This window comes from Bacillus cereus group sp. N24 (assembly GCF_016483345.1).
GTDB classification, from domain to species: domain Bacteria; phylum Bacillota; class Bacilli; order Bacillales; family Bacillaceae_G; genus Bacillus_A; species Bacillus_A toyonensis.
In genome coordinates, this window is record NZ_JAEHCA010000005.1 from 158,753 (window position 1) to 181,433 (window position 22,681).

Consider the following 22,681-nt stretch of genomic DNA (forward strand, 5'->3'; position numbering starts at 1 on the left):
TAATTTTTTATAAAGGAGCGTTATTTCATTGAACAAGTATCTTAAGATTGTTGTTGCAATGTGTCTAATGATATTTACATTCGTATCAACATTACAACCACTTGCAGTTCAAGCAGCTACCAAGTTAGCTGACGGTGAATATTCAATTGGCTTCAAAGTTTTAAAAGATACATCAGATGAAGAATCGATGATGAATCAATATTCAGTAAGCCCGGGAACTTTAAAAGTGAAGGATGGGAAAAAAAAAGTATCCTTTACATTAACGAATAGTTCATGGATTACGAAGTTTGAAACAGAAAAAGCAGGCCAACTTGTTGAGACAAATGTAATTAGTGAAGATAAAGAAAAAGATACAAGAGTAGTAGAATTTGATGTGGAAGATGTAGAGAAGGTATTAAATGCAAAAGTAAAAGTAGATATTGATTTTTTAAATTATCATCATGACTATGATGTGCGCATTGTCTTTGATCAAAGTAGCATTAAACCCGTTCATGTAGAAAAGCCAAATGAAAAAGAGGACCCAGCTAATAAGCCAGATCCAAATGAAAAACCTGATCCGAGTCAGAAGCCCGACCAAAAGCCTGACCCAGATCAACAACCAAATTCTAACACAATTACAGATGGTGAGTACAGCATTCCATTTAAAGTGTTCAAAGATCAAACAGATGAAGAATCCAAGATGAATAGTTACATGGTAAATCCAGGAGTATTAAAAGTAGAAAATGGTAAGAAAAAAGTCGTTATAACACTAAAAAGTAGCTCATTAATTAAAAATTTCCAAACGGAAAAAGATGGTGCATTTGTTGATGCAAAAGTAGTGAGTGAGGATAAGGAAAAAGATACAAGAGTAGTAGAGTTTGAAGTAAACGATTTATCTAAAAAACTAAATACAAAAGTATTTATCGAAATGGCATCAAGAAATTATAAGCAAACGCATGATGTACAACTTTTATTTGAACAAGATAAACTTGAAAAAATTAAAAATGAAGAGAAAAAACCAGAAGTAGAAAAACCGGAAGTAGAAAAACCAGAAGTAGAAAAACCAGAAGTAGAAAAACCAGAAGTAGAAAAACCAGATGATAATAAAAATCCAGATGCTGAAACAATTAAAGATGGTGAATACAGCATCAATTTTAAAACATTAAAAGATCAAACAGAAGAAATTTCAATGATGAACACATATACAAAAAGTCCAGGTGTGTTAAAAGTAAAAGATGGTAAGAAGTATGTGTCCTTTACGTTAACGAATAGTGCTTGGATTACAAAGTTTGAATTTGAGAAAAATGGTGCGTTTGTTGATGCAAATGTAATAAGTGAAGATAAAAAAGCTGATACACGCGTAGTGGAAGTAGAAGTACCGGATTTATCGAAAAAGTTAAATGCAAAAGTAAAAGTAGATATCGATTCAATGAATTATCACTATTTTTACGATATTCAATTTGCATTTGATAAAGGTAGCATTAAGCCGTTAAATAACCAAGGTGGAAACGACAACCAAGGTGGAAACGACAACCAAGGTGGAAACGACAACCAAGGTGGAAACGACAACCAAGGCGGAAACGACAACCAAGATAATAACACAACAATTGACCCAAAAGCTCTTAAAGATGGTGAATACAGCATTGGCTTTAAAGTGTTAAAAAATCAAACAGATGAAATCTCAATGATGAACACATACACAAAAAGTCCAGGTGTATTAAAAGTAAAAGATGGTAAGAAATATGTATCGTTTACATTAACAAATAGTACATGGATTACGAAATTTGAATTTGAGAAGAATGGTGCTTTCGTTAATACAAAAGCGTTAAGTGAAAATAAAGAACAAAATACAAGAGTAGTAGAAGTAGAAGTAAACGATTTGTCTAAAAAATTAAATGCAAAAGTAAAAGTAGATATCGATTCAATGAATTATCACCATTTTTACGATATTCAATTTGCATTTGATAAAGGTAGCATTAAGCCGTTAAATAACCAAGGCGGAAACGACAACCAAGGCGGAAACGGCAAGCAAGGTGGAAACGACAAGCAAGGTGGAAACGACAACCAAGGCGGAAACAATAACCAAGGTGGAAATAATAAACCGAAAGTAATAGTTGATCCGAAAAATTTAGTAGACGGTCAATATGATATTACATTTAAAGTATTAAAAGATAAAACAGATGAGATTTCAAAGATGCATGACTATGTTGTAAATCCAGCGAAATTAATCGTAAAAGATGGTAAAAAATACATTGAGATGACGCTGAAAAATAGCGTGTGGATTACGAAATTCCAAACGGAAAACAATGAGCTATTCGCTGATGCGAAAGTAATAAGCGAAGATGAAAATGCAAATACGCGAGTAGTACAGTTTGAAGTAGAAGATCTATTTAAAAAATTAAACGCAAAAGTAAAGGTAGACATCGATGAGATGAACTACCATCATTTCTACGATGTACAAATTCAATTTGATACAAATAATATCGGTGCGTTAGGAACTATTAAAGAGGATCCAAAAAATGAACCAAAAAATCCAGTGACTACACCGAAAGTAGATAATGTAAAAACAGTAGGTAATCCTGATTTTAATCGAAATGCAGATGATAAGAAGAAAAACAATGCTACAGATAATGATGCAAAAAAAGAGAAAAACTCAAAAACTGCAGATACAGCACAACTTGGTTTATACATGGTGTTACTGCTAGGTTCACTTGCTTTACTAGTTCGTAAATATAGAGCGGGTAGATTGTAATTTTTGGAGTCTTGATGCATGTTCGCGTGCATCAAGACTTGTTTCATATTGTATGGAAAGGAGTGGTGATTGAGAGTGAAGAAAATTGCAAGTGTACTAATGGCTATCATTTTGTTAATGAGTATAGCCGGGTGCTCATCACCCAAAAAAGAAACAGCAAAGCAGGTAAAGAGTGAGAGTAAAGAGCGCATTGTTGCAACAACAGTGGCTGTTACTGAAATTATAGATGCGTTAGAAGTAGATTTAGTCGGCGTTCCAACAAGTTCTAAAACTTTACCAAAGCGATATAAAGGTTTACCTGAAGTTGGGAATCCAATGAGTCCAGATATGGAAAAGGTAAAATCATTAAAGCCGTCAGAAGTATTATCTGTGACAACACTTGAATATGAATTAAAGCCAGTTTTTGATGGTGTGGGTATGAAAGTAAACTTTTTAGATTTAACAAGCTTGAAAAATATGCAAAATTCTATTAGCGATTTAGGTAAGAAATATGGACGTGAAAAGCAGGCTGAAGAAGTTGTAACTAAGTTAGATAAAAAGGTTGCTAGCATTCAAAAAGAAGTAAAAGGAAAAAAAGAACCGACAGTACTTATTTTGTTAGGTGTGCCAGGAAGTTATTTAGTAGCAACAGAGCATTCTTATATTGGAGATTTAGTGAAACAACTAGGTGGTAAAAACATTGTACAAGGTGAACGAGTAGAGTATTTAGCTTCTAATACAGAGTACTTAAAGAAAGCTGATCCAGATATTATTTTACGAGCAGCTCATGGTATGCCTGATGAAGTTGTAAAAATGTTCGATAAAGAATTTAAAACGAATGACATTTGGAAGCACTTCGCTGCAGTTAAAAATAACCGTGTTTACGATTTAGAAGAGCGTTTATTTGGAACGACAGGCAATTTAGCAGCAATTGAAGCGTTAGATGAATTGAAAAAAATGATGTATCCGTGATGCATTTTAATATAAAGGAAGAGTGGAATGAATAAAAAAACTTGGAGTTTCCTCATTGTTACTGCATTGCTTATTGTTATGACATCATTATCAGCGATGAAAGGGAGTTTAGAAGTAGGTATTGTTGAGCTTGTACAAGGGATATTTACAGGGGGAAATGAAGATGTTGAAGTGATTAAAGATTTACGTTTCCCACGTATTATTATTGCACTATTTATTGGAGCAGCTCTGGCTGTTTCAGGTGTGCTTTTTCAAGCTGTTATGAAAAATCCACTTGCTGATGCTGGTGTAATCGGGATATCTTCTGGAGCAAGTTTTATGACACTCGTTATTATTACGTTGTTTCCGCAATTCTTTTTCTGGACACCAGTATTCGCATTTTTAGGCGGTGCGCTTGCGTGTTATCTCGTTTACTCTTTTTCATGGAAGTCTGGATTAAGTCCACTCCGCATTATTTTAATTGGTATTGCTATTAATGCAATGTTTACTGGATTAAATGAATCATTCGTTACGATTTGTGGATATTTTATTAAGAGTATTAAGCAAACGACGACTTCTAACATAACAATGGAGACGTGGGGCGATGTAGAAATAATGGTGACTTATGGAACGATTGGTCTTATTCTTGCTCTGTTCGTAGGAGCTTGGTGTAACTTATTATCGCTACAAGATAAGACTGCGAAAAACTTAGGCTTGCACGTGACGAGAGTTCGTCTTATTATTTCTGCCATTGCAGTACTCTTAGCGGCAGTATCAACAGCGATTGCAGGTGTTATTGCTTTTGTAGGATTACTCGTTCCGCATATTTCAAGACAATTAGTCGGTTCAGACCATAAAGTATTAATTCCATTTTCTGCTCTTGCAGGGGCGTTATTAATTTTGACGGCAGATACAATTGGAAGGTTAATTGTGCCACCTAATGAAATTCCAGCAGCAACAATTATGGCAGTTATTGGTGGTCCATTCTTAATATTCTTGCTTAGAAAGAGTGATAAAGTTCATGGAAATTAAAAATGTAACCTTTTCATACGATAACGTAACAAATCGTTTAAAGTCTGTTAGTAGTGAAATAGAAATTGGGAAAATTACAACAATCATTGGTCCAAATGGATGCGGGAAATCAACATTACTTAGTGTCATGTCTAGAAATCACGCTCCTAGCAGTGGAGAAGTAATACTTGATGGGAAAGCGATTAGTGAATATAAACCGAAAGAGTTTGCTAGAAAGCTAGCGGTTGTCCATCAACAAAATGAGGCTCCAGCAGATATTACAGTGGAAAAGCTAATAAGCTTTGGGCGTATGCCATATAAAAATATTTTCTCTCCGCAAACAGATGAAGATAGAGAAGCGATTGAGCGTGCACTAGTATGTACGAATTTACAAAGTAAGCGTGATAAGCCAATTTATGCTTTATCAGGCGGAGAGAGACAGCGAGTTTGGATTGCAATGACATTAGCTCAAAATACACCAATGCTTTTCTTAGATGAGCCGACAACATATTTAGATATTTATTATCAGATAGAAATATTAGAGTTAGTGAAAGAGTTAAATGAAGTGTATGGACTAACGATTGTAATGGTATTACATGATATTAATCAAGCCATTCGTTACAGTGATCATATTATCGTTATGAAAGATGGAGAGATTGTTACGAAAGGTAATCCTAATGATGTAATAACAGAAGAAATGGTTAAAGCAATATATGGTGTAGATGTCGTTGTAAAGCAGGATGAAGATACAGGACTATACATGGTACCAATGGGAATCTAAAGGCTGAGCATAATCCGTTTTGAGGTGATAATTTGAATAGTAAGAAAGAACGGAAAAAGAATTCATTTTTTCAACGCATACTTACCATTGTGTTTTTAGGAATCTTTTTCTATTCAATGTATGAATTGGGTGGAATTTTCATGGATTATTATGAAAATCGTAAAGTAATGGCTGAAGCGCAACATATTTATAAGAGAAGTCCAATGGAAGAAAAATCAGAGGATGGGGAAGTACGTAAGCAGTTTCAAGCTCTCCAAAAAATTAATCCAGAGATAGTTGGATGGATTACGATGGATGATACACAAATTAATTATCCAATCGTTCAAGCGAAGGATAATGATTACTATTTATTTCGTAATTACAAAGGTGAAGATATGAGAGCGGGAAGTATTTTTATGGACCACCGTAATGATGTGAAATCTCAAAACCGAAATACTATTTTATATGGTCATCGTATGAAGGACGGTTCTATGTTTGGGAGTTTAAAAAAAATGTTGGATGAAGAATTCTTCATGTCCCATCGTAAATTATATTACGATACATTATTTGAAGGATACGATGTTGAAGTTTTTTCAGTATATACGACAACAACGGACTTTTATTACATTGAAACGGATTTTGAAAATGATGCAGCATATACATCGTTCTTAAAGAAAATTCAAGAAAAATCACTGTACAAAACGGATACGGAATTGACGGCTAATAATGAAATTGTAACACTTTCTACATGTGACTATGCGCTTGATCCAGAGGCTGGAAGGCTAGTTGTACATGCAAAATTAGTGAAAAGAAATTAAAGAAAAAGTATAGAATATGAGAAGTGATAGCACTCCTCATATTCTATACTTAAAAAATAACTGTTTTTACTGTGCTGCAGCCATTGGCATACGTACAACTTTTACATCATAGTAAGCAATTTTATTATCAAGAATATATTCTGGCATTCCGCCTTGATGTGAGTGAGCATCTTTAAATGCTGAGCTCTTTGTCCAACCTTGGAAATCTTCTTTTGCATTCCAGCGAGTGCTAATTGTTACTTCATCATAATCAACTGTATTTTGCGTTAAAAGAACTTCTAATCCTAAAAATCCTGGCATCGTTTCAACTTTACCTACTTTATTAAAACGCTCAATTAATTTATGTCCATTTCCCTTTGTAATTTTAGCTGTATTTGTAACAATAATCATGTGTATTCCTCCTATAAATGTAGCTATATTTTCAAGAACTCATATACATTAAATGATAATGAAAATCATTATCATTGTCAATGGCAATAATGAAATATATAAATTTTTTTTGAAAGTATGATGTTTATTTCATAAGTTAGTAAATATATTGCGATTAGGTGTAAGGCTGAGCGGGTTGTACTAGCAAAGCGATAATATGGTATAGTGAAACGAGGCTGTTTTTCGGCCTCGTTTTTTACATGCTTCCTACTAATAGAAAGCATTCAAATGGAAAGGAAGACATTACATGCGATCTGAAGTAACTATAAAAATAAAACCGAAATTTATAAAAGAAATTAAAAGTGGATATCCGCTTATTTTAAAAGATGCGATTCAAAATTTAAACGATATTCGTGAAGAAGGGACAATCATCAAAGTAGTAGATGAGAAGAACCAATTTATCGGAAAAGGCTATTATGGAAAACAAAATAAAGGATACGGCTGGATTTTAACGAGAAAAGAGAGTGAACAAATTAATCAATCTTTCTTTGAAAGTAAAATCAAATCTGCCTTACATAAACGAAAACAGTTTTACAAATTAAATGATACGACAGCATTCCGTGTCCTAAATGGTGAAGGTGATGGTCTTGGCGGCTTAATCATCGATTATTATGACGGTTATTACGTAGTGAGCTGGTATAGTGAAGGGATTTATACTTTTAGAGATGAAATCATAGCGGCGCTTCAAAAAGTAGCAAACTTTAAAGGTATTTATGAGAAAAAGCGTTTTGATACGAAAGGGAAATACATTGAAGGCGATGATTTCGTAGCAGGAGAGCGCGGTGAGTTCCCACTTATCGTAAAAGAGAATGGTGTGAACTTTGCGGTTTATTTAAATGACGGAGCGATGGTTGGTGTGTTTTTAGATCAGCGTAACGTTCGAAAACAAATTCGTGATACATATGCACAAGGAAGAACTGTGTTAAATATGTTCTCTTATACAGGTGCTTTCTCTGTATTTGCAGCACTTGGTGGAGCGACTAAAACAACGAGTGTGGACCTTGCAAATCGTAGTTTAAGTAAAACGATTGAACAATTTAGTGTCAACGAAATTGATTACGAAGCACAAGATATTATTGTAGAAGATGTATTCCTTTACTTTAAATATGCTGCGAAGAAAAAAATGAAGTTCGATATGGTTGTATTAGATCCTCCAAGCTTTGCGCGTTCTAAAAAGTATACATTTAGCGCAGCGAAAGATTATAAAAACTTATTAAAAGAAACGATCGCGATTACAGAAAATAACGGTATTATCGTTGCTTCTACAAATTGTAGCGCATTTGATATGAAAAAGTTTAAAGGCTTTATCGATACTGCATTTAAAGAAATGAACGGTAAATACAAAATATTAGAAGAACATTCTTTACCAGAAGATTTTCGTACAATTGATCAATTTAAAGAGGGAGACTACTTAAAAGTAGTTTTCATCGAAAAAATTAAAGGCTAATAAAGAAAAAGGAGCTCGGGTTTACTTGAGCTCCTTTTCTTATTGAACGATATTTTGTACTCTACCGACTTGCCCGTCCTGCAATCGCACTTTAATGCCATGCGGATGGGAAGGGGAGTTTGTTAAAATATCTTTTATAATTCCACGTGTTAATTTGCTTGTTCGTTGATCTTGTTTTAATACAATATCAACTTCAAGACCGGGTGCGATATTAGAACGTTTTTGTCCGTTCATTTATACACCTGTACGTCTACGTTGGTTGTTTGTTTTTTTCGTCTGTTGGTTTTGTAATTTTTTCGTTTCTTGGCTTTGACTTTTTGCATTTTGGCCATTTCCATTTCCTTGCTTTTTCTTAGCAAGTTGTTCGCGCATTAAATCAGCTAAGCTTACTTTTTTATTCTCTGACATGATAAGTCTCCTTTATATAAAGTTAATTATGAACAATCGTAGTGAATTTCATCATATCATTGTTAAGGAAGGAAGGGAAGTTGGTTTGAAAATTCATATAATTGTTTCCAGTCTGTAGTAGTTACGATACAATTGAATTGTTAACGTTTGTAAAAAGGGGATAGACATATGTCACATCATATTTTATTAGTTGAAGATGATATCTCAATTCAAGAGATGGTGGAAAAGTATTTAATAAAAGAGGGCTTTCAAGTTACAATCGCGTCTGATGGAGAAGAGGGAGTAAATACATATTTAAAAGGTTCATTTGATTTGATTATCCTCGACATTATGATGCCAAAGCTAGATGGCTTAGAGGTTGTACGAATCATTCGAGAAAAAAGTGCCGTTCCGATTTTAATGATGTCAGCAAAAGATACAGATGTTGATAAAGCTGTTGGATTAGGACTTGGGGCAGATGATTACATTTGTAAGCCATTTTCTATGATTGAATTAGCTGCACGTGTAAAAGCGAGTATTCGGAGGTCTACAAAATATTCGACTACGGAAACAACAGAAAAGATGATTCAGATTGGTGATTTAACAATCGATCCAATTAATTTTACTGTAGAAAAAAACGGGAACCCTCTCAAACTTACTTTAAAAGAATTTGAGATTTTAAAACTGTTCGTAAAGAATCAAAATCGCGTATTTACAAAAGCACAAATCTATACGTTAGTTTGGAATGAAGAGTATTACGGTGATGATAACGTTATTAATGTTCATATGAGAAGATTGCGTGAGAAAATTGAAAGTGATCCATCTAATCCAGAATATATTAAAACGTTATGGGGCATCGGCTATAAGTTGGAAGTGATGTAATATGACCAATCTGTTAATGGGCATTATTTTTATATTGTTATGTATCATTTACATACAATATAAGATGAGAAAAAATAGTAGCAAAAACTTACGATACACATATGAAAAATTAGAAAGTATTGTAAATGAAAAAACAGGCGAGACGTTACTCGTTATGACAGATGATCTAGAATTGCAAAAATTATTAGTGGCAATTAATCAATTATTAGATTCAAAACAGAAAACGAATGCAGATCATGCAAAAGTAGAAATTTCGATGAGAAAAATGCTTTCAAATATTTCGCATGACTTGAAAACACCACTAACAGTTATTCTTGGATATACAGAAATGTTAAATGAGGATAAAACGATAAATGAAGAAGAACAGAAAATATTACTTGAAAAGGTTCATATAAAAACGCTGGAAGTGATGGAACTAATTCATAAGTTCTTTGATTTAGCAAAATTAGAATCTGGTGACAAGGCAATAGAGATAACAAAAATAAATATGAATGAAGTTTGCCGCGAGAAGATTTTATCTTTTTATGATTTAGTGACGACGAAAGGATTTCATGTTCATATTGATATACCTGAAAGAAATATATATGCACTTGGAAATACAGAAGTATTAGGCAGAGTGTTAAATAATTTAATATCAAATGCAATTACATATGGAGAGGCTGGAAAGACACTCGGTATGACGTTAAGAGATGATGAAACGAGTGTGTATATAGACGTATGGGATAAAGGAAAAGGAATTGATGAATCTCATATTGATAAAGTGTTTGAGCGTATGTATACACTTGAAGACTCAAGAAATAAATTGTACCAAGGAAGCGGCCTGGGATTAACGATTACGAAAAGGCTTGTGGAAGCGATGGATGGAAAGATTCATCTTTCTAGTAAGCCATATGAAAAAACGATTTTTACAGTTGTATTAACAAAGATGAAGTTTTAGCTTGTAGAGAAGTAAATTCTACAAGCTTTTTTTTCAGCGTAAGGAATTTGTAAGGAACGAGTAAGAAAAAAGAGATTTCCGTTGTCTATTATAGAAATATAGAGCAGCGCGAAAGGGGAAAATGACATGACATATATATTAAAAACGAACCAGTTAACGAAAGTGTTTAAAGGAAAAGAAGTTATTTCTAGCGTTAACATGCATGTGAAAAAAGGAGAGATATACGGTTTCTTAGGGCCGAATGGTGCTGGTAAAACAACAATTATGAAAATGATTGCAAATTTAATAAAACCGACGAGCGGCGATATTGAAATTTTCGGTGAGAAGTTAACAGACACATCTTATGAAGTATTAAAAAGAATGGGAACAATTATCGAATATCCAATCTTTTATGATAAATTAACGGCGAAGGAAAACCTAGAATTACATTGTGAATATATGGGCTATTACGATAAAAACGGCATTGATCATGCTTTACATTTAGTGAAACTACACGGCATAGACAATAAAAAAATAAAAGATTTTTCATTAGGGATGAAACAACGACTTGGTATTGCAAGGGCAATCGTGACAAAGCCAGAATTGCTCATTTTAGATGAACCAATTAACGGTTTAGATCCAATTGGTATTAAAGAGTTACGAGACTTATTTAAAATGCTCTGCAAAGAATATGGTATTACATTATTAGTTTCTAGTCATATTTTAGGCGAGATGGAACTAATGGCAGATACAATTGGTGTGATTCAAAATGGAAAACTAATAAAAGAAGTTTCAATGAAGAGTATTAACGGAAAACAAACAGAATACATTGAAATCACTGTTCCTGATGTGAAACGTGCAGCTTATATTTTGGAGGATAAACTCGGCATAAAAAATTACAAAATAATGAGCGGAAATATAATTCGTGTGTATGAATTGAAGGCGACACAGCAGGCTATTTCAAAAGCACTAATTATGAATGATGTAGAAATTGAAAGTATTAATAAAAAACATAGCTCCTTAGAAGAATACTTCTTAAACGTAATGGATGGGGAAGGAATTCACGCTTAATGTAGTTTCAGCGAAGGAGGATATGATGATGAATGCATTAATACTAAATCTTATAGCTGGATTTATCGTAATACTCATAAGTGGAATCTTATAATGTAAAAAACCAGAACGAAAGTGGATCTTAGTTTTACTAGTGATAGGAACAGTAAGCGTAGTTACTGCTAGAATTAAAATATTAGTAGCGTAGAGACGGTAATGGAGGCGGAATTTATATGCTTAGATTAATGAAGCTAGAATGGAAAAAACATCAATTATCTAGTTATTTTAAAGGGGTAGCAATTTGTATTATAGCAATTTTTGCAGCGGTAAGCCTTATGGCATGGGGATCTAAAGTAGAGGATGATTTGATGTTCTCTAGCTATATGGAATACATGTCTTTAGCAAATATTTTTATTAGAATTACATTTATTATTTTTGCATCGGTTATTTTATCACGCTTAGTGATTGATGAATACAAGAACAAAACAATACAGCTACTATTTATGTACCCATTGCAAAGGAAAATGCTAATGAGAGCGAAATTAGCAATTGTTTTTATTTTTTGCTTTGTGAGCACGATTATCGCAACATTCATTATTAGTTTACTCATATTCTGTATGAATCCAATGATGGGAATACTTGAAACGCCTGTTACGATGGGTGAAATAATAGCTACCGTTCCAGCTACTTTTATAAGTGCATTTATGATATCTGGTATAAGTTTAATTCCATTATTTTTTGGAATGAGAAAGAAATCGACACCGACAACGATTACTTCGGCAGTAATAATCGGGATGACAATTAGTGGTAACTATGGTCCTGAAAAAGGTCAAGTAAGTATGTTTGATTTTATAGCTATCCCAATTGTGCTCTGTTTATTAGGGATTTTCATTAGTTATCTATCGTATCGTAAAATCGACAAGGTTGATGTGGCATGAAGCAAGCCTAAAACAACAACGAACTGGGGTATGAATGGTGAAAAAGATAATAGTAATTGCAATTTTATTCCTTACAATTGCTAGTATGGTTTTTGGTTTTAAGGTATTTCAGGGGAAAGATTTTAAGAAAGAAAAGTCTTTTGAGATAAATAATATAAAAGAAATAGAAGTAGACAATGAAAACTGGGATATTGAATTTAAAAGTACAGACGCTAATAAAATAGTAATTTCCGCCCAAGGTCAACAAGTAGATAAAGAGATAGATCCCGTCAAAATGGGAAATTACGGAAATAAAATTGTGATTAAGCAACAACAAAAGGCGACCAGATTTTTTAATGGTTTTACGTTTAGGAAGAAAAATAGTATATCTATAGCTATTCCGAAGAAAGAAATAGATAAAATTGTATTAAATAATAAATCAGGTGATGTGAAAATAAGCGATATAGTAGTAAAAAGTATCGTGACAAAAGGCAATTCTGGAGATGAAATGATTGTAGGACTATCGGCAGAGAAGGGTGAGTTCACATCCGAAAGTGGAGATTTAATGTTAAAAGATAGTTCATTACAAGAAGTAAATATAACTTCTACTACTGGTGATAATTATATGAAAAATGTAAAAAACGAAAATATGAGCATCACTTCAACATCTGGAGAAGTATTACTGAAAGATATGACAGAAGGAAAATCATTATTTTTAGAAACAAAATCAGGCGATATTGGCGTAAGGTATAAAGGTGTCCCAGCTTCATTGAAGCTTACAGCTAAAAGTAATTCGACTGACATAATAATAGATTTAAAAGGACTTAAGAAAGATAAAAATAAAGAAAAAATAAAAGTAGGAACTATTGGTGATGCAAAAAACGAAGCGAAGATTTTAAGTGAAACAGGAGTCATTTATATTGATTAATTCTTAGGAGGAAGGAGGATTATCATGCTACGTCTTATGAAGCTAGAATTGAAAAAGTTTAAGCTTGGCTGGTACGTAAAAGGGGCAGTTATTGCAAATATTACTATACTGGCATTAATGATATTTGTGAGCATCGTTGCTCAAGTAGAAGGCGATCCAGAAATAAGGGATCCACAGACGATTTTGTTAACGGCTAGCGTGTTAGTAAGGTCAACATTTATTGTTTTTGGTGGTGTACTAATTGCAAAACTAATAATTAATGAGTATAAAAATAAAACAATACTACTTATGTTTTCTTATCCCATTAACCGGAAGAAAATGATGATTAGTAAGTTGGCTATTACAGCAACAGTAACATTTATAACAGTTATTGTATCTAACATTTTAGTAGTAGGAGTTTTCTTTGGAATAGATAGCTATTTTTCAATTCTTCCTAATTCATTCACAATAGATCAATTGAAGCAAGAAGGGATAAACCTTGTTCCTTTAGCCGTTGCAACTGCGGGAATAAGTTTAATCCCTCTATATTTCGGAATGCGTAAACATTCGGTGCCAACTACAATCGTTTCATCTATTATCGTTGTGTCAATCGCAATTAATAACCAGCCAATATTTCCGATAGCGACTTTTCTACCTCTTCAATTCACATTTGCAGCGATCGGTATGGTGATTGCTTATTTTGGGATTAAAAATATTGAGAGGGAAGATGCAATAACGTGACAAGAATAAGTAAAAAAGAGTTGGTGTTATACCAACTCTTTTTGTATATGTATGCTTCGTTACTACTCTGTAAATTTAGAGTGTTTGCTTAAATACTCTTGCACTCTTGGAGAAATGTTAAAGTTATTAGGACTTTTATATTCGATAGTAAACTCTCCGTCGGTACTTGTTTCAAAGGAGATTGCATAGCTATTCATTTTAGCATCGTAAGAAGTATTTTTGACTTCTGCATCTAGATTAAAATATTTTGTAATATATTCTTTTGATTCCGTAATTGCTGCTTGTTTTCCCCAAGGGGTACCATAATAGGTGAAATAAAGAGATACACTAATCACTCCAATAATAGAAGTTAGTAAAATAGTTCCCATAGCTATTTTTTTATTTTTTGTATTCAATTTGGTTACTCCTCTTCGTAATATGTATTCATTTTAACCTATCTTTTCCATAAAACAACCATTTAGAAAAAATAGTTTCACATGAAACAAGTTACAGAAAAAGACAAGATGTGTAAACACCTTGTCTTTTTTTGTTTTTACATTTTAGGAACTTCCATTCCAGCGGCAGCCCATTCTTCTTTTGCAGGACCATATACGCCAGGAACTGTTAAGCCAGCTTGCCTCATTAAAACCGTCATTTGTCCGCGGTGGTGATTTTGATGATTAATAAGTGTCATTAAAAATATAGAATTCGGCATAGGACGACCAAAGAAATCATTAATAGTTGCTAAATCTTTATCATCCCATTCGCTTTGAAGTGCTTCAACGAAAGCTGCATTCACTTTATGGTATTCATCTGCAATTTTTTTTGCAGAAGTTGGAACAGGATAATCTTTCGTTTCTCCTTCAAACTTTAGGCCTGTGCCAGATAGTATAACAGGAATTGCCGTTACGATATGCCAAGCAACTCTTCCTAATGTCCAATGCCCAGGCGCAATTTCTTGTGATAAAGATGCATCGGTTAATGAATTAAGCATTTTCTGAGTAGACTCTGTTTCGTATGTCCATGATTGAAAGAAGCCTTCAATTGTTTGGTACATTGTTATCCCTCCTATTTTTGTTCATAGATTAAATTCGTGAGAGATAATATAATCCCTGTTCCACAAGAAATAATTCATTAAGTATTTGCTACAATATGGAAACAATTAGAAAATATTTGTAAAAGTGTCAGGAAACGAATGTGTTCATTCGTATATATAATGAATAAAGAATGGGATAAAGAGTGGTGATAAGGGTGAAGGATATAGAAATAGTAGAAGGTCTTCGAAAACAAGACATGTTAGCATTACATACAGCAATTGATCGATATGGGGATTTAATTTATAAGGTGGTTCATAGTGTTTTAGATACGGCACAGAGCAAGGTATTAGTGGACGAATGTGTTGACGATATTTTATTAATCGTTTGGTACAACATTAGTAGTTATGATGAAAATCGTGGGAAGTTTAGAAACTGGCTTATATCTGTCGCTAAGTTTAAAGCTATTGATTATAAACGAAAAAGTAATAAGGCTTATCAATTACAAGAGCTTCAGCAAGAAATATATGAAGATAGAAAAAATGTCAATTTAACAAAAGAAGAGCGAGATTATAATTTTTACGTTTTAATTAAAGAATTGAATGAAGAAGATAAGAAAATTTTTATAAAAAGGTATTTAGATGAATATAGCGTACAAGAAATAGCGCTTGAATTCGGTATGACACGAGATACGGTATATAGCAGGCTTTCAAGAGGGAGAAAGAAATTGAAGAAGCTGTTGGGGGGGAAAGAAATGAATAAAGAAAAGTTACTTCAGGAATTAAATAACTTGCAGTATAGCGATAATTTTGTAGATGATTATAGAAATGATGAGAAAATAGATAAAAAGAAAATAAATCGTACAAAAGAAGTTGTAACAAAAACTATTTTAATGAAACGCTGTTATGAGGTTGTGCAAGAAGGATTGCAGGGAAGTGAAGAGGTTTTATATAGTATGTTTGCTGAAAATCCTCACGTGAAAAATTGGCAGACAGGCACAGCGATGACGTTAGGGATAGGGGTTCTTGCGATGAACTTCGGTATTAATAATGTGCTAATCGTTACAAATAAACGGTTGTATGTATTTTTTGTGGATCGTTATTATAATGAAGTTGATATAAAAGTATGTGTATTAAATGAAATAGCTTCTATGAGAACAATATCAGACCGTAAAGGTGGGAGTGAATTTCTACATATAAAGTATAAAAATGATAAGGAGTACGTATTATTGGGAAATGCTGATGATTACAGAGAGTTATTTCAAATAGTAGGTAGACTGAAAGTAGCAAATGGAATAGAACTAAAATTACAGGATAAGAAATTAAAGAGAAAGTTAACTTTAAAACGAAGTGTATTCAATATAATCATGTATGCACTTGTTATATATATTCTGTACAAAGCTTATATTAATTTTATGCCATAATAGGAAAAGACGGCTTCATATATATGAAGCCGTCTTTTAATTAACTTTCTTCCCACTCTTCCTCATCAACCATAAGAAATAAGGTGCCCCAAGTACAGCAACGACAAGGCCAGAGGGAATTTCTTTCGGATATGCGATTGTACGTCCAAGTAAGTCAGCAACAGAAAGAAGGATTGCTCCAAACAGAGCGGAACAAACGAATAATCTTTGATGATTCATACCAACAACAATTCTTGCTAAGTGAGGAGCGACAAGGCCTAAAAAGGCGATTGTACCGACAGCCGCGATATTTATAGATGCAAGAAGTGTCGCTAGTACAATTAGAGCAAGACGCGTTTTATTTACAGGCTGTCCGAGTCCAGTTGCTAAATCGTCTCCAAGTACAAGGACATCAAGTTGTTTCATTAAGAAAAAGATAATTGGTATAAGAATAAGTGATGGATATAGAATGATATTTTCTAAGTGATTCCATCCTCTTGCATACGTACTGCCTGATAGCCATGTTAAAGCAGCAGCAACATTCAAATTCGCTCTAACGATAAAGATTTGAATAATTGCTGAGCCGAGAGCCGAAATACCAATCCCTATTAAAGCAAGAGCTGTTGGACTAAATCCTGCTTTCCATGAGAAGAAGAGGACAATTCCAACTGCAAGTAGTCCGCCGATAAATGCACCAATTGGTAGGAAGAAACCTGGAAGTGCAGGGAAAACATACATAATAGTTAAAGCACCGACACCTGCTCCAGACGAAATACCAATAATCGAAGGGTCGGCAAGTGGGTTTCGTAATATTCCTTGGAAGACAAGCCCACTTATTGCAAGGCATGCGCCAGCAATAGCGGCAACGAGCATTCTTGGTAAACGAAGGTTCATCATCATATTTTTATCAAATTGCGTTAATTGCCCTGTTATAACATTTGTAATGCTTTCGATATAAGCATTACTACCGATTGTAACACCAAGGGCAATCGTCACAATACAAAGCGTGATAGATATGATGATTACCTTTTTATAAGAGTAATAGCGGGAACTAGCTCCAGCTGCATTCGCACCGTTATCATTCATATATTGTTTCGACTTCATCATACGATACACTAAATAAATAAGCCAAGGTGACCCAATCATTGCTGTGACTGCTCCAACAGGAAGTTCTGCACCAGTTGGATCTATTAATCTACCGACGGCATCTGCCCCAAGTAATAATACTGCTCCCCATAAGAATGAGGAAAGAAGAAGAGTAAAGTGTTGCCGGTAACCAATAAGGCGCATTAAGTGTGGTGCAACTAAGCCAACAAACCCAATCGGTCCAACGACAGTGACAATTACTGCTGTTAAAAAGATTGCAGCAATGAAGGCGATAAGACGTGTTACTGCTGTTTTTTCACCAAGAGAAACAGCAACATCGTCACCAAGTAAGAGGATGTTGAGTTTACGAGACATAAATAGTAAAACTAGGAAAGAAATAATGATAAATGGAAAAGCAAATTGAACGCCATCCCAGTTATTTTGGATAAGAGAGCCAGCTCCCCATAAAAATAAACCAGCCGTTTCATTTTCATAGAAAAGCTGCATCGTTCCAGTAAAAGCAGAAAGCATTAATGTAACGACCATCCCAGCTAGTGCCATTCTAAGTGGGGTTCCCTTTTTCCCACCAGAAATACGGTATACAAATAAAGCAGTAATAGCACCACCGATAAATGTGAAAAGAAGTGAGTTAATTTGCAGACCTTTCGGTAAGAAAATTGTAGCCGCTACTAGAAAGAAATATGCGCCAGAGTGAATTCCCATTGTACTTGATTCAGCAAGTGGGTTTTTTGTTAATGTTTGCAAAATGACCCCAGATGCAGCAAGAGCACCTCCAGCTAAAATAGCAATTACGGCTCTAGGTAATCGAAGCATGATTAAAGTTTGATGCTCTAGTGATTGGTTCGGTGAGATAAGAGCATCGATAATCATACTATAAGAAATGTTTGCTTGACCTTGTCCGATATGAATAAAGAAAAGGAGGAGCAAGAGAGCTGCTCCTCCTCCGAATACAAGACTTGCTCGAAGTGTATGTTGTAAGCTATTCATCGTGTAATCACTTCTTCGCTGTCATTACATCTGCTACTTGTGTTGCTAAAGATGTTGCAGACTCAGGACCACCGAAAATCCAAGTGTCGCCTTTTAATTTATACATTTTGTTTTCTTTTTTGAACTTTAATTCTTCCCAAGCAGGGTTGCCTTTTAGTTGCGTGTCAAAAATGTTATCTTCATCCGCTACAATGTAAATGAAGTTTGAATCTTGTACACTTTGTAATGATTCTACAGTTGTTTGTTTGAAACCATCTGGCTCAGATTTTCCTGCTTCAAAAGTATTTGTTAAACCTAATTTTTTTGTAACTTGTAAAGCTAAAGAATTGTCAGTTAAGATACGGAATGTTGGTACGTTTTTAGCAGTAAATGCTTGTGCCATTGCGATGTTTTTATCTTTTAAGTCTGCTTTCTCAATTTTTGCTTTTGCATCAGCGAATGCTTTATCCATATCAGCTAATACTTTTTTACCTTCTTCTTCTTTTCCAACTGCTTTTGCAATTTGTTTAAATGTTTCTGTCATTTCAGCAAAGTGATCGTTGTTGCTAGTTGATGGATCAAACATAACTGTAGGAGCAATTTGCTCTAATTCGTTTTTAATTGCCTTACCACGGAATGATGCTGTGATAATTAAATCTGGTTTTAGACGGCTAATTTCTTCTAAGTTTGGTTGTTGACGTGTCCCTACATCTACAACATCTTTACTCGGTTTTGTTTTTGTATTTACCCATTTATTATAATTCTTAATGTCTGCCATCCCTACTGGCTGAACACCAAGTGCTAATAAGTCTTCTGAATATACCCACTCAAGTACAACAACTTTTTTTGCTGGTCTATCTAACTTCGTTTCCCCTTCAGCGTGTTTAATTGTTATAGTTTGATTTTTATTGTCCGCTTTTGTTTCCTTTTTCTCCTCTGTTTGCTGTCCGCATCCAACAGCGAATAGAAGAATTACTATGAAAATACTGAGAATTTTCTTCATCTTCTGCCCCCAAATAAATTATTTAATTTGCAATGTACGATATTGAAAATCGTTATCAATTACAACATCCAAATCATACTATGATGATATTTTAAGTGTCAATATATTTTTAAAATTTTGACGAAAAATAACAAATTATACAGATTTCAATATATGAAATTGAAATCTACATGTATATGAAAATGCAGAAAAGGAATTTCGTTTAAGCAGGAAGGCGAATGTACAAGCAAAAGGGAAGGGTGTCGCATGTAATAATTATTAGAATGTACGGAATAAAGTATTTCTTTATTATTGGATAGTTGTTTTATAATTCGTTGTTTGTACTGAAAAGATTGAATTTGAAGGAAGGGATCAACATGTCTTCATGGAGCAATAACATAAATGGATATTGTGGGTGTAATAATCAAAATGGTGTACATGTTGATTCATGCTGTTTTAGTTGCGATGGGACAGTTCCTAAGGTTGGTCCAACAGGCCCAACGGGGGCGACAGGAGTAACAGGCGACACAGGTCCGACGGGGGCAACAGGAGCAACAGGTGGCACAGGCCCAACGGGGGCGACAGGAGTAACAGGCGACACAGGTCCAACGGGGGCGACAGGAATAACAGGCGACACAGGTCCAACGGGAGCGACAGGAATAACAGGAGCAACGGGTCCGACGGGAGCAACCGGTGATACAGGCCCAACAGGAGCAACGGGAGCGACAGGGATAACAGGAGCAACGGGTCCAACAGGAGCGACAGGAATAACAGGAGCGACGGGAGCAACAGGAGCAACAGGAGCAACAGGAGCAACAGGAGCAACAGGAGCAACAGGAGCAACAGGAGCAACAGGTCCAACGGGGGCAACCGGTGATACAGGCCCAACAGGAGCAACCGGCACAAGTATAACGGCAACATACGCATTTGCAAATAATACGTCGGGTACAGCAATATCGGTACTACTTGGTGGAACAAATGTCCCGCTTCCAAACAATCAGAATATCGGCCCAGGTATTACAGTGTCTGGGGGGAACACAGTATTTACGGCTGCAAATGCAGGGAATTATTATATTTCATATTCGATTAATATAACGGCTTCATTATTAGTCAGTTCGCGAATTACAATTAATGGTGCACCGCTTGCTGGGACGATCAATTCCCCTGCAGTAGCAACCACATCGTTTAGTGCAACAATTATTACGACTCTTGCGGCGGGGAGTGCAATTAGTTTGCAATTATTTGGCTTGTTAGCTGTTGCGACGTTATCAACGACTACTCCAGGAGCGGTATTAACAATTATAAGACTAAGTTAAATAATAACTCTCTTACTCTTTTAAGAGTAAGAGAGTTTGTACATATAATAAGAAGTTAATGAGGTAAAGCATAGTTGTATAAAAGTCAGAATATTATGATTGTAACGTTGTTATGACTATAATATAATGAAAACAACCATCATGAATGAACATTCATTTATTTTTTATGTATTTGAAGGGGGAATGAAGGTGGAAAAACCTTGGTTAAAAAGTTATCCAGAGGAAATTCCTAGTACTATTTCTTATGATATTCAGCCACTTCATGGATATTTAGAGAAAATAGCTTCTCGTTATCCAGAAAAGAAAGCGCTTCATTTTTTAGGTAAAGATGTTACATTTTCAGATTTCCATGACAAGGTAAAGAAGTTTGCGAATTATCTGCAAAGGCTTGGTGTTGAAAAGGGAGATAGAGTTGCGATTATGTTGCCGAATTGTCCGCAATCTGTAATCGGTTATTATGGTACTTTGCTTGCGGGGGGGATTGTCGTACAAACGAATCCTCTTTATACAGAAAGAGAGCTTGAGTACCAACTTCATGACTCTGGGGCAAAAGTCATTCTTTGCCTTGATTTAGTGTTTCCGAGAGTTACTAATGTTCAAAATGCCACAAAGCTGGAGCACATTATCGTAACTCGTATTGCAGATTTCTTACCATTCCCTAAAAATTTACTTTATCCATTTGTACAAAAAAAGCAGGCGAATCTTGTTGTGAATGTGTCGGAAAGCGAAACGATTCATCTATGGAAATCAGTAGAAAGGGAAAGTACTGCTGATGTTGAGGTTCCCTGTGATCCTGAAAATGATCTAGCTCTTTTGCAGTATACGGGGGGAACGACAGGATTTCCAAAAGGGGTTATGCTGACGCATAAAAACCTTGTTTCGAACACTTTAATGGGAGCACATTGGTTATATAATTGTAAAGAGGGAGAAGAAGTGATCCTTGGTGTCCTTCCGTTTTTTCATGTATACGGAATGACAGCTGTAATGAATTTAAGTATTATGCAAGGGTATAAAATGGTGCTTATTCCGAAGTTTGATATGAAAATGGTTTTTGAAGCAATTAAAAAACATAAAGTTACACTATTTCCAGGAGCGCCGACCATTTATATTGCTCTATTAAATAGCCCTCTTTTAAAAGAATATGATATTTCTTCTATTCAGGCTTGTATTAGTGGCTCTGCACCGCTTCCTGTAGAAGTACAGGAGGAGTTTGAGAGCGTTACAGGTGGTAAACTGGTAGAAGGTTATGGATTAACGGAGTCATCACCCGTTACACATGGGAATTTCTTGTGGGAAAAACGTGTGCCAGGAAGTATTGGGGTACCGTGGCCAGATACGGAGTCAATCATCATGTCACTTGAAACAGGAGAGGCATTACCTCCAGGTGAAATCGGTGAAATAGTTGTTAAAGGCCCACAAATTATGAAAGGGTATTGGAATAAGCCAGAAGAAACGGCGGCTGTATTGCAAGATGGCTGGCTTCATACAGGTGATGTAGGATACATGGATGAGGATGGCTTTTTCTATGTGAAAGATCGTAAGAAAGATATGATTGTTGCTAGCGGTTTTAACGTATATCCTCGGGAAGTAGAAGAAGTATTATATGAACACGAAAAGGTGCAAGAGGTAGTGACGATCGGTGTTCCTGATCCGTACAGAGGAGAAACTGTAAAAGCATTTGTTGTTTTGAAAGAAGGCGCTGAATGTTCTGAAGAGGAATTAGATCAGTTTGCACGTAAATATTTAGCGGCTTATAAAGTACCAAAAGTATACGAGTTCAGAGATGAATTGCCGAAAACGACAGTAGGGAAAATTTTGCGCCGCGTCCTAATAGATGAAGAGAAGAGAAAGAATGAGGATGAGCAAACGGGCTAAGGCCCTTTCTTTTTGAAAAAATAGGATTGACACTTTTCTAAATAGTCAGTATTATAAGAATATGAATGACTATTCATTCAGTCATCTTCTTGAA

General features: G+C 34.9%; 22 protein-coding genes and 1 pseudogene. 16 read left to right on the top strand and 7 right to left on the bottom strand.

The genetic code is table 11. From position 1 onward, the window contains the following. Positions 1-28: 28 nt before the first annotated feature. The 5 genes from JDS95_RS10425 to srtB all read left to right on the top strand — a co-directional run bounded on the left by JDS95_RS10425 (position 29) and on the right by srtB (position 6,250). Positions 29-2,731, top strand: coding sequence for an NEAT domain-containing protein (locus tag JDS95_RS10425; RefSeq protein WP_199690449.1), 2,703 nt, complete (start codon positions 29-31; stop codon positions 2,729-2,731). Between the two features lie 69 nt (positions 2,732-2,800). Continuing rightward, positions 2,801-3,682 carry a heme ABC transporter substrate-binding protein IsdE gene (isdE, locus tag JDS95_RS10430; RefSeq protein WP_199690451.1) on the top strand — a complete coding sequence of 294 codons (882 nt, stop codon included), beginning with the start codon at positions 2,801-2,803 and terminating at the stop codon, positions 3,680-3,682. 27 nt (positions 3,683-3,709) lie between these two features. Beyond that, on the top strand, positions 3,710-4,693 hold the full coding sequence (locus JDS95_RS10435) for a FecCD family ABC transporter permease (RefSeq protein WP_085450554.1): 984 nt from the start codon (positions 3,710-3,712) through the stop codon (positions 4,691-4,693). After that, positions 4,683-5,453, top strand: a complete 771-nt coding sequence (locus JDS95_RS10440; protein ID WP_000403759.1) for an ABC transporter ATP-binding protein — start codon at positions 4,683-4,685, stop codon at positions 5,451-5,453. The genes JDS95_RS10435 and JDS95_RS10440 overlap by 11 nt, the downstream gene beginning before the upstream one ends. A 32-nt stretch (positions 5,454-5,485) precedes the next feature. Beyond that, the gene (gene srtB, locus JDS95_RS10445) at positions 5,486-6,250 is read left to right on the top strand and encodes a class B sortase (RefSeq protein WP_033660819.1); all 765 of its coding nucleotides are present in this window, start codon (positions 5,486-5,488) and stop codon (positions 6,248-6,250) included. A gap of 66 nt (positions 6,251-6,316) precedes the next feature. Here srtB and isdG read toward each other — a convergent pair whose 3' ends face one another. Continuing rightward, complete coding sequence (gene isdG / locus JDS95_RS10450) at positions 6,317-6,640, bottom strand: heme oxygenase (protein WP_000587821.1); 324 nt, start codon at positions 6,638-6,640, stop codon at positions 6,317-6,319. 286 nt (positions 6,641-6,926) lie between these two features. On the opposite strand from isdG, the gene JDS95_RS10455 reads away from it, so the two are divergent. Then, entirely contained in the window at positions 6,927-8,126 is a 1,200-nt protein-coding gene (locus JDS95_RS10455; protein ID WP_001255941.1) for a class I SAM-dependent rRNA methyltransferase, read from the top strand. A 39-nt stretch (positions 8,127-8,165) separates the two neighbouring features. On the opposite strand, the gene JDS95_RS10460 is transcribed toward JDS95_RS10455, so the two are convergent. Next, on the bottom strand, positions 8,166-8,360 hold the full coding sequence (locus JDS95_RS10460) for a YwbE family protein (protein WP_001014313.1): 195 nt from the start codon (positions 8,358-8,360) through the stop codon (positions 8,166-8,168). After that, positions 8,361-8,534 (bottom strand): hypothetical protein, encoded by a 174-nt coding sequence (locus tag JDS95_RS10465; RefSeq protein WP_001293579.1) that lies wholly within the window; start codon positions 8,532-8,534, stop codon positions 8,361-8,363. A gap of 168 nt (positions 8,535-8,702) precedes the next feature. On the opposite strand from JDS95_RS10465, the gene JDS95_RS10470 reads away from it, so the two are divergent. The 6 genes from JDS95_RS10470 to JDS95_RS10495 all read left to right on the top strand — a co-directional run bounded on the left by JDS95_RS10470 (position 8,703) and on the right by JDS95_RS10495 (position 13,926). Next, positions 8,703-9,395, top strand: a complete 693-nt coding sequence (locus JDS95_RS10470; protein ID WP_000018040.1) for a response regulator transcription factor — start codon at positions 8,703-8,705, stop codon at positions 9,393-9,395. A gap of 1 nt (position 9,396) precedes the next feature. Continuing rightward, positions 9,397-10,332, top strand: coding sequence for a HAMP domain-containing histidine kinase (locus tag JDS95_RS10475; protein ID WP_199690453.1), 936 nt, complete (start codon positions 9,397-9,399; stop codon positions 10,330-10,332). A gap of 126 nt (positions 10,333-10,458) precedes the next feature. Continuing rightward, positions 10,459-11,382, top strand: a complete 924-nt coding sequence (locus tag JDS95_RS10480; protein WP_000221073.1) for an ABC transporter ATP-binding protein — start codon at positions 10,459-10,461, stop codon at positions 11,380-11,382. Positions 11,383-11,594: 212 nt separating this feature from the next. Beyond that, positions 11,595-12,299, top strand: coding sequence for an ABC transporter permease (locus JDS95_RS10485; protein WP_000945215.1), 705 nt, complete (start codon positions 11,595-11,597; stop codon positions 12,297-12,299). Between the two features lie 34 nt (positions 12,300-12,333). Then, positions 12,334-13,206, top strand: coding sequence for a DUF4097 family beta strand repeat-containing protein (locus JDS95_RS10490; RefSeq protein WP_000239299.1), 873 nt, complete (start codon positions 12,334-12,336; stop codon positions 13,204-13,206). Between the two features lie 24 nt (positions 13,207-13,230). Continuing rightward, positions 13,231-13,926, top strand: coding sequence for an ABC transporter permease (locus JDS95_RS10495; protein WP_000945189.1), 696 nt, complete (start codon positions 13,231-13,233; stop codon positions 13,924-13,926). Positions 13,927-13,988: 62 nt separating this feature from the next. Here the strand turns inward: JDS95_RS10495 and JDS95_RS10500 are convergent, their stop codons facing one another. Continuing rightward, on the bottom strand, positions 13,989-14,321 hold the full coding sequence (locus tag JDS95_RS10500) for a YfjL-like protein (protein ID WP_085450557.1): 333 nt from the start codon (positions 14,319-14,321) through the stop codon (positions 13,989-13,991). 137 nt (positions 14,322-14,458) lie between these two features. Beyond that, positions 14,459-14,962 carry a DinB family protein gene (locus JDS95_RS10505; RefSeq protein WP_000284959.1) on the bottom strand — a complete coding sequence of 168 codons (504 nt, stop codon included), beginning with the start codon at positions 14,960-14,962 and terminating at the stop codon, positions 14,459-14,461. A gap of 185 nt (positions 14,963-15,147) precedes the next feature. Between JDS95_RS10505 and JDS95_RS10510 the strand changes: the two are divergent. Next, positions 15,148-15,690: pseudogene (locus tag JDS95_RS10510) on the top strand (sigma-70 family RNA polymerase sigma factor); the annotation flags it as partial. Positions 15,691-15,693: 3 nt separating this feature from the next. Then, positions 15,694-16,362 (top strand): septation ring formation regulator EzrA, encoded by a 669-nt coding sequence (locus tag JDS95_RS10515; RefSeq protein ID WP_199690469.1) that lies wholly within the window; start codon positions 15,694-15,696, stop codon positions 16,360-16,362. Positions 16,363-16,398: 36 nt separating this feature from the next. Here the strand turns inward: JDS95_RS10515 and fhuB are convergent, their stop codons facing one another. Further along, positions 16,399-18,435 (bottom strand): Fe(3+)-hydroxamate ABC transporter permease FhuB, encoded by a 2,037-nt coding sequence (gene fhuB, locus JDS95_RS10520; protein ID WP_085450558.1) that lies wholly within the window; start codon positions 18,433-18,435, stop codon positions 16,399-16,401. 7 nt (positions 18,436-18,442) lie between these two features. Further along, complete coding sequence (locus JDS95_RS10525; RefSeq protein ID WP_000722818.1) at positions 18,443-19,417, bottom strand: ABC transporter substrate-binding protein; 975 nt, start codon at positions 19,415-19,417, stop codon at positions 18,443-18,445. Between the two features lie 356 nt (positions 19,418-19,773). Between JDS95_RS10525 and JDS95_RS10530 the strand changes: the two genes are divergently transcribed. Both JDS95_RS10530 and JDS95_RS10535 read left to right on the top strand, forming a co-directional pair. Beyond that, positions 19,774-20,712, top strand: a complete 939-nt coding sequence (locus tag JDS95_RS10530; protein WP_002045103.1) for a BclA C-terminal domain-containing protein — start codon at positions 19,774-19,776, stop codon at positions 20,710-20,712. Positions 20,713-20,901: 189 nt separating this feature from the next. Continuing rightward, complete coding sequence (locus JDS95_RS10535) at positions 20,902-22,587, top strand: long-chain-fatty-acid--CoA ligase (RefSeq protein WP_000414725.1); 1,686 nt, start codon at positions 20,902-20,904, stop codon at positions 22,585-22,587. Positions 22,588-22,681: the final 94 nt, after the last annotated feature.

Excerpts from the sequence above, each read along its gene's own strand:
- JDS95_RS10475 (WP_199690453.1), top strand. The coding sequence starts at position 9,397 with ATGACCAATCTGTTAATGGGCATTATTTTTATATTGTTATGTATCATT.
- JDS95_RS10455 (WP_001255941.1), top strand. The coding sequence starts at position 6,927 with ATGCGATCTGAAGTAACTATAAAAATAAAACCGAAATTTATAAAAGAA.
- JDS95_RS10435 (WP_085450554.1), top strand. The coding sequence starts at position 3,710 with ATGAATAAAAAAACTTGGAGTTTCCTCATTGTTACTGCATTGCTTATT.
- JDS95_RS10525 (WP_000722818.1), bottom strand. The coding sequence starts at position 19,417 with ATGAAGAAAATTCTCAGTATTTTCATAGTAATTCTTCTATTCGCTGTT.
- JDS95_RS10440 (WP_000403759.1), top strand. The coding sequence starts at position 4,683 with ATGGAAATTAAAAATGTAACCTTTTCATACGATAACGTAACAAATCGT.
- JDS95_RS10460 (WP_001014313.1), bottom strand. The coding sequence starts at position 8,360 with ATGAACGGACAAAAACGTTCTAATATCGCACCCGGTCTTGAAGTTGAT.
- JDS95_RS10495 (WP_000945189.1), top strand. The coding sequence starts at position 13,231 with ATGCTACGTCTTATGAAGCTAGAATTGAAAAAGTTTAAGCTTGGCTGG.
- JDS95_RS10485 (WP_000945215.1), top strand. The coding sequence starts at position 11,595 with ATGCTTAGATTAATGAAGCTAGAATGGAAAAAACATCAATTATCTAGT.
- JDS95_RS10505 (WP_000284959.1), bottom strand. The coding sequence starts at position 14,962 with ATGTACCAAACAATTGAAGGCTTCTTTCAATCATGGACATACGAAACA.
- fhuB (WP_085450558.1), bottom strand. The coding sequence starts at position 18,435 with ATGAATAGCTTACAACATACACTTCGAGCAAGTCTTGTATTCGGAGGA.
- JDS95_RS10470 (WP_000018040.1), top strand. The coding sequence starts at position 8,703 with ATGTCACATCATATTTTATTAGTTGAAGATGATATCTCAATTCAAGAG.
- JDS95_RS10530 (WP_002045103.1), top strand. The coding sequence starts at position 19,774 with ATGTCTTCATGGAGCAATAACATAAATGGATATTGTGGGTGTAATAAT.
- JDS95_RS10490 (WP_000239299.1), top strand. The coding sequence starts at position 12,334 with ATGGTGAAAAAGATAATAGTAATTGCAATTTTATTCCTTACAATTGCT.
- isdG (WP_000587821.1), bottom strand. The coding sequence starts at position 6,640 with ATGATTATTGTTACAAATACAGCTAAAATTACAAAGGGAAATGGACAT.
- JDS95_RS10465 (WP_001293579.1), bottom strand. The coding sequence starts at position 8,534 with ATGTCAGAGAATAAAAAAGTAAGCTTAGCTGATTTAATGCGCGAACAA.
- JDS95_RS10515 (WP_199690469.1), top strand. The coding sequence starts at position 15,694 with ATGAATAAAGAAAAGTTACTTCAGGAATTAAATAACTTGCAGTATAGC.
- JDS95_RS10480 (WP_000221073.1), top strand. The coding sequence starts at position 10,459 with ATGACATATATATTAAAAACGAACCAGTTAACGAAAGTGTTTAAAGGA.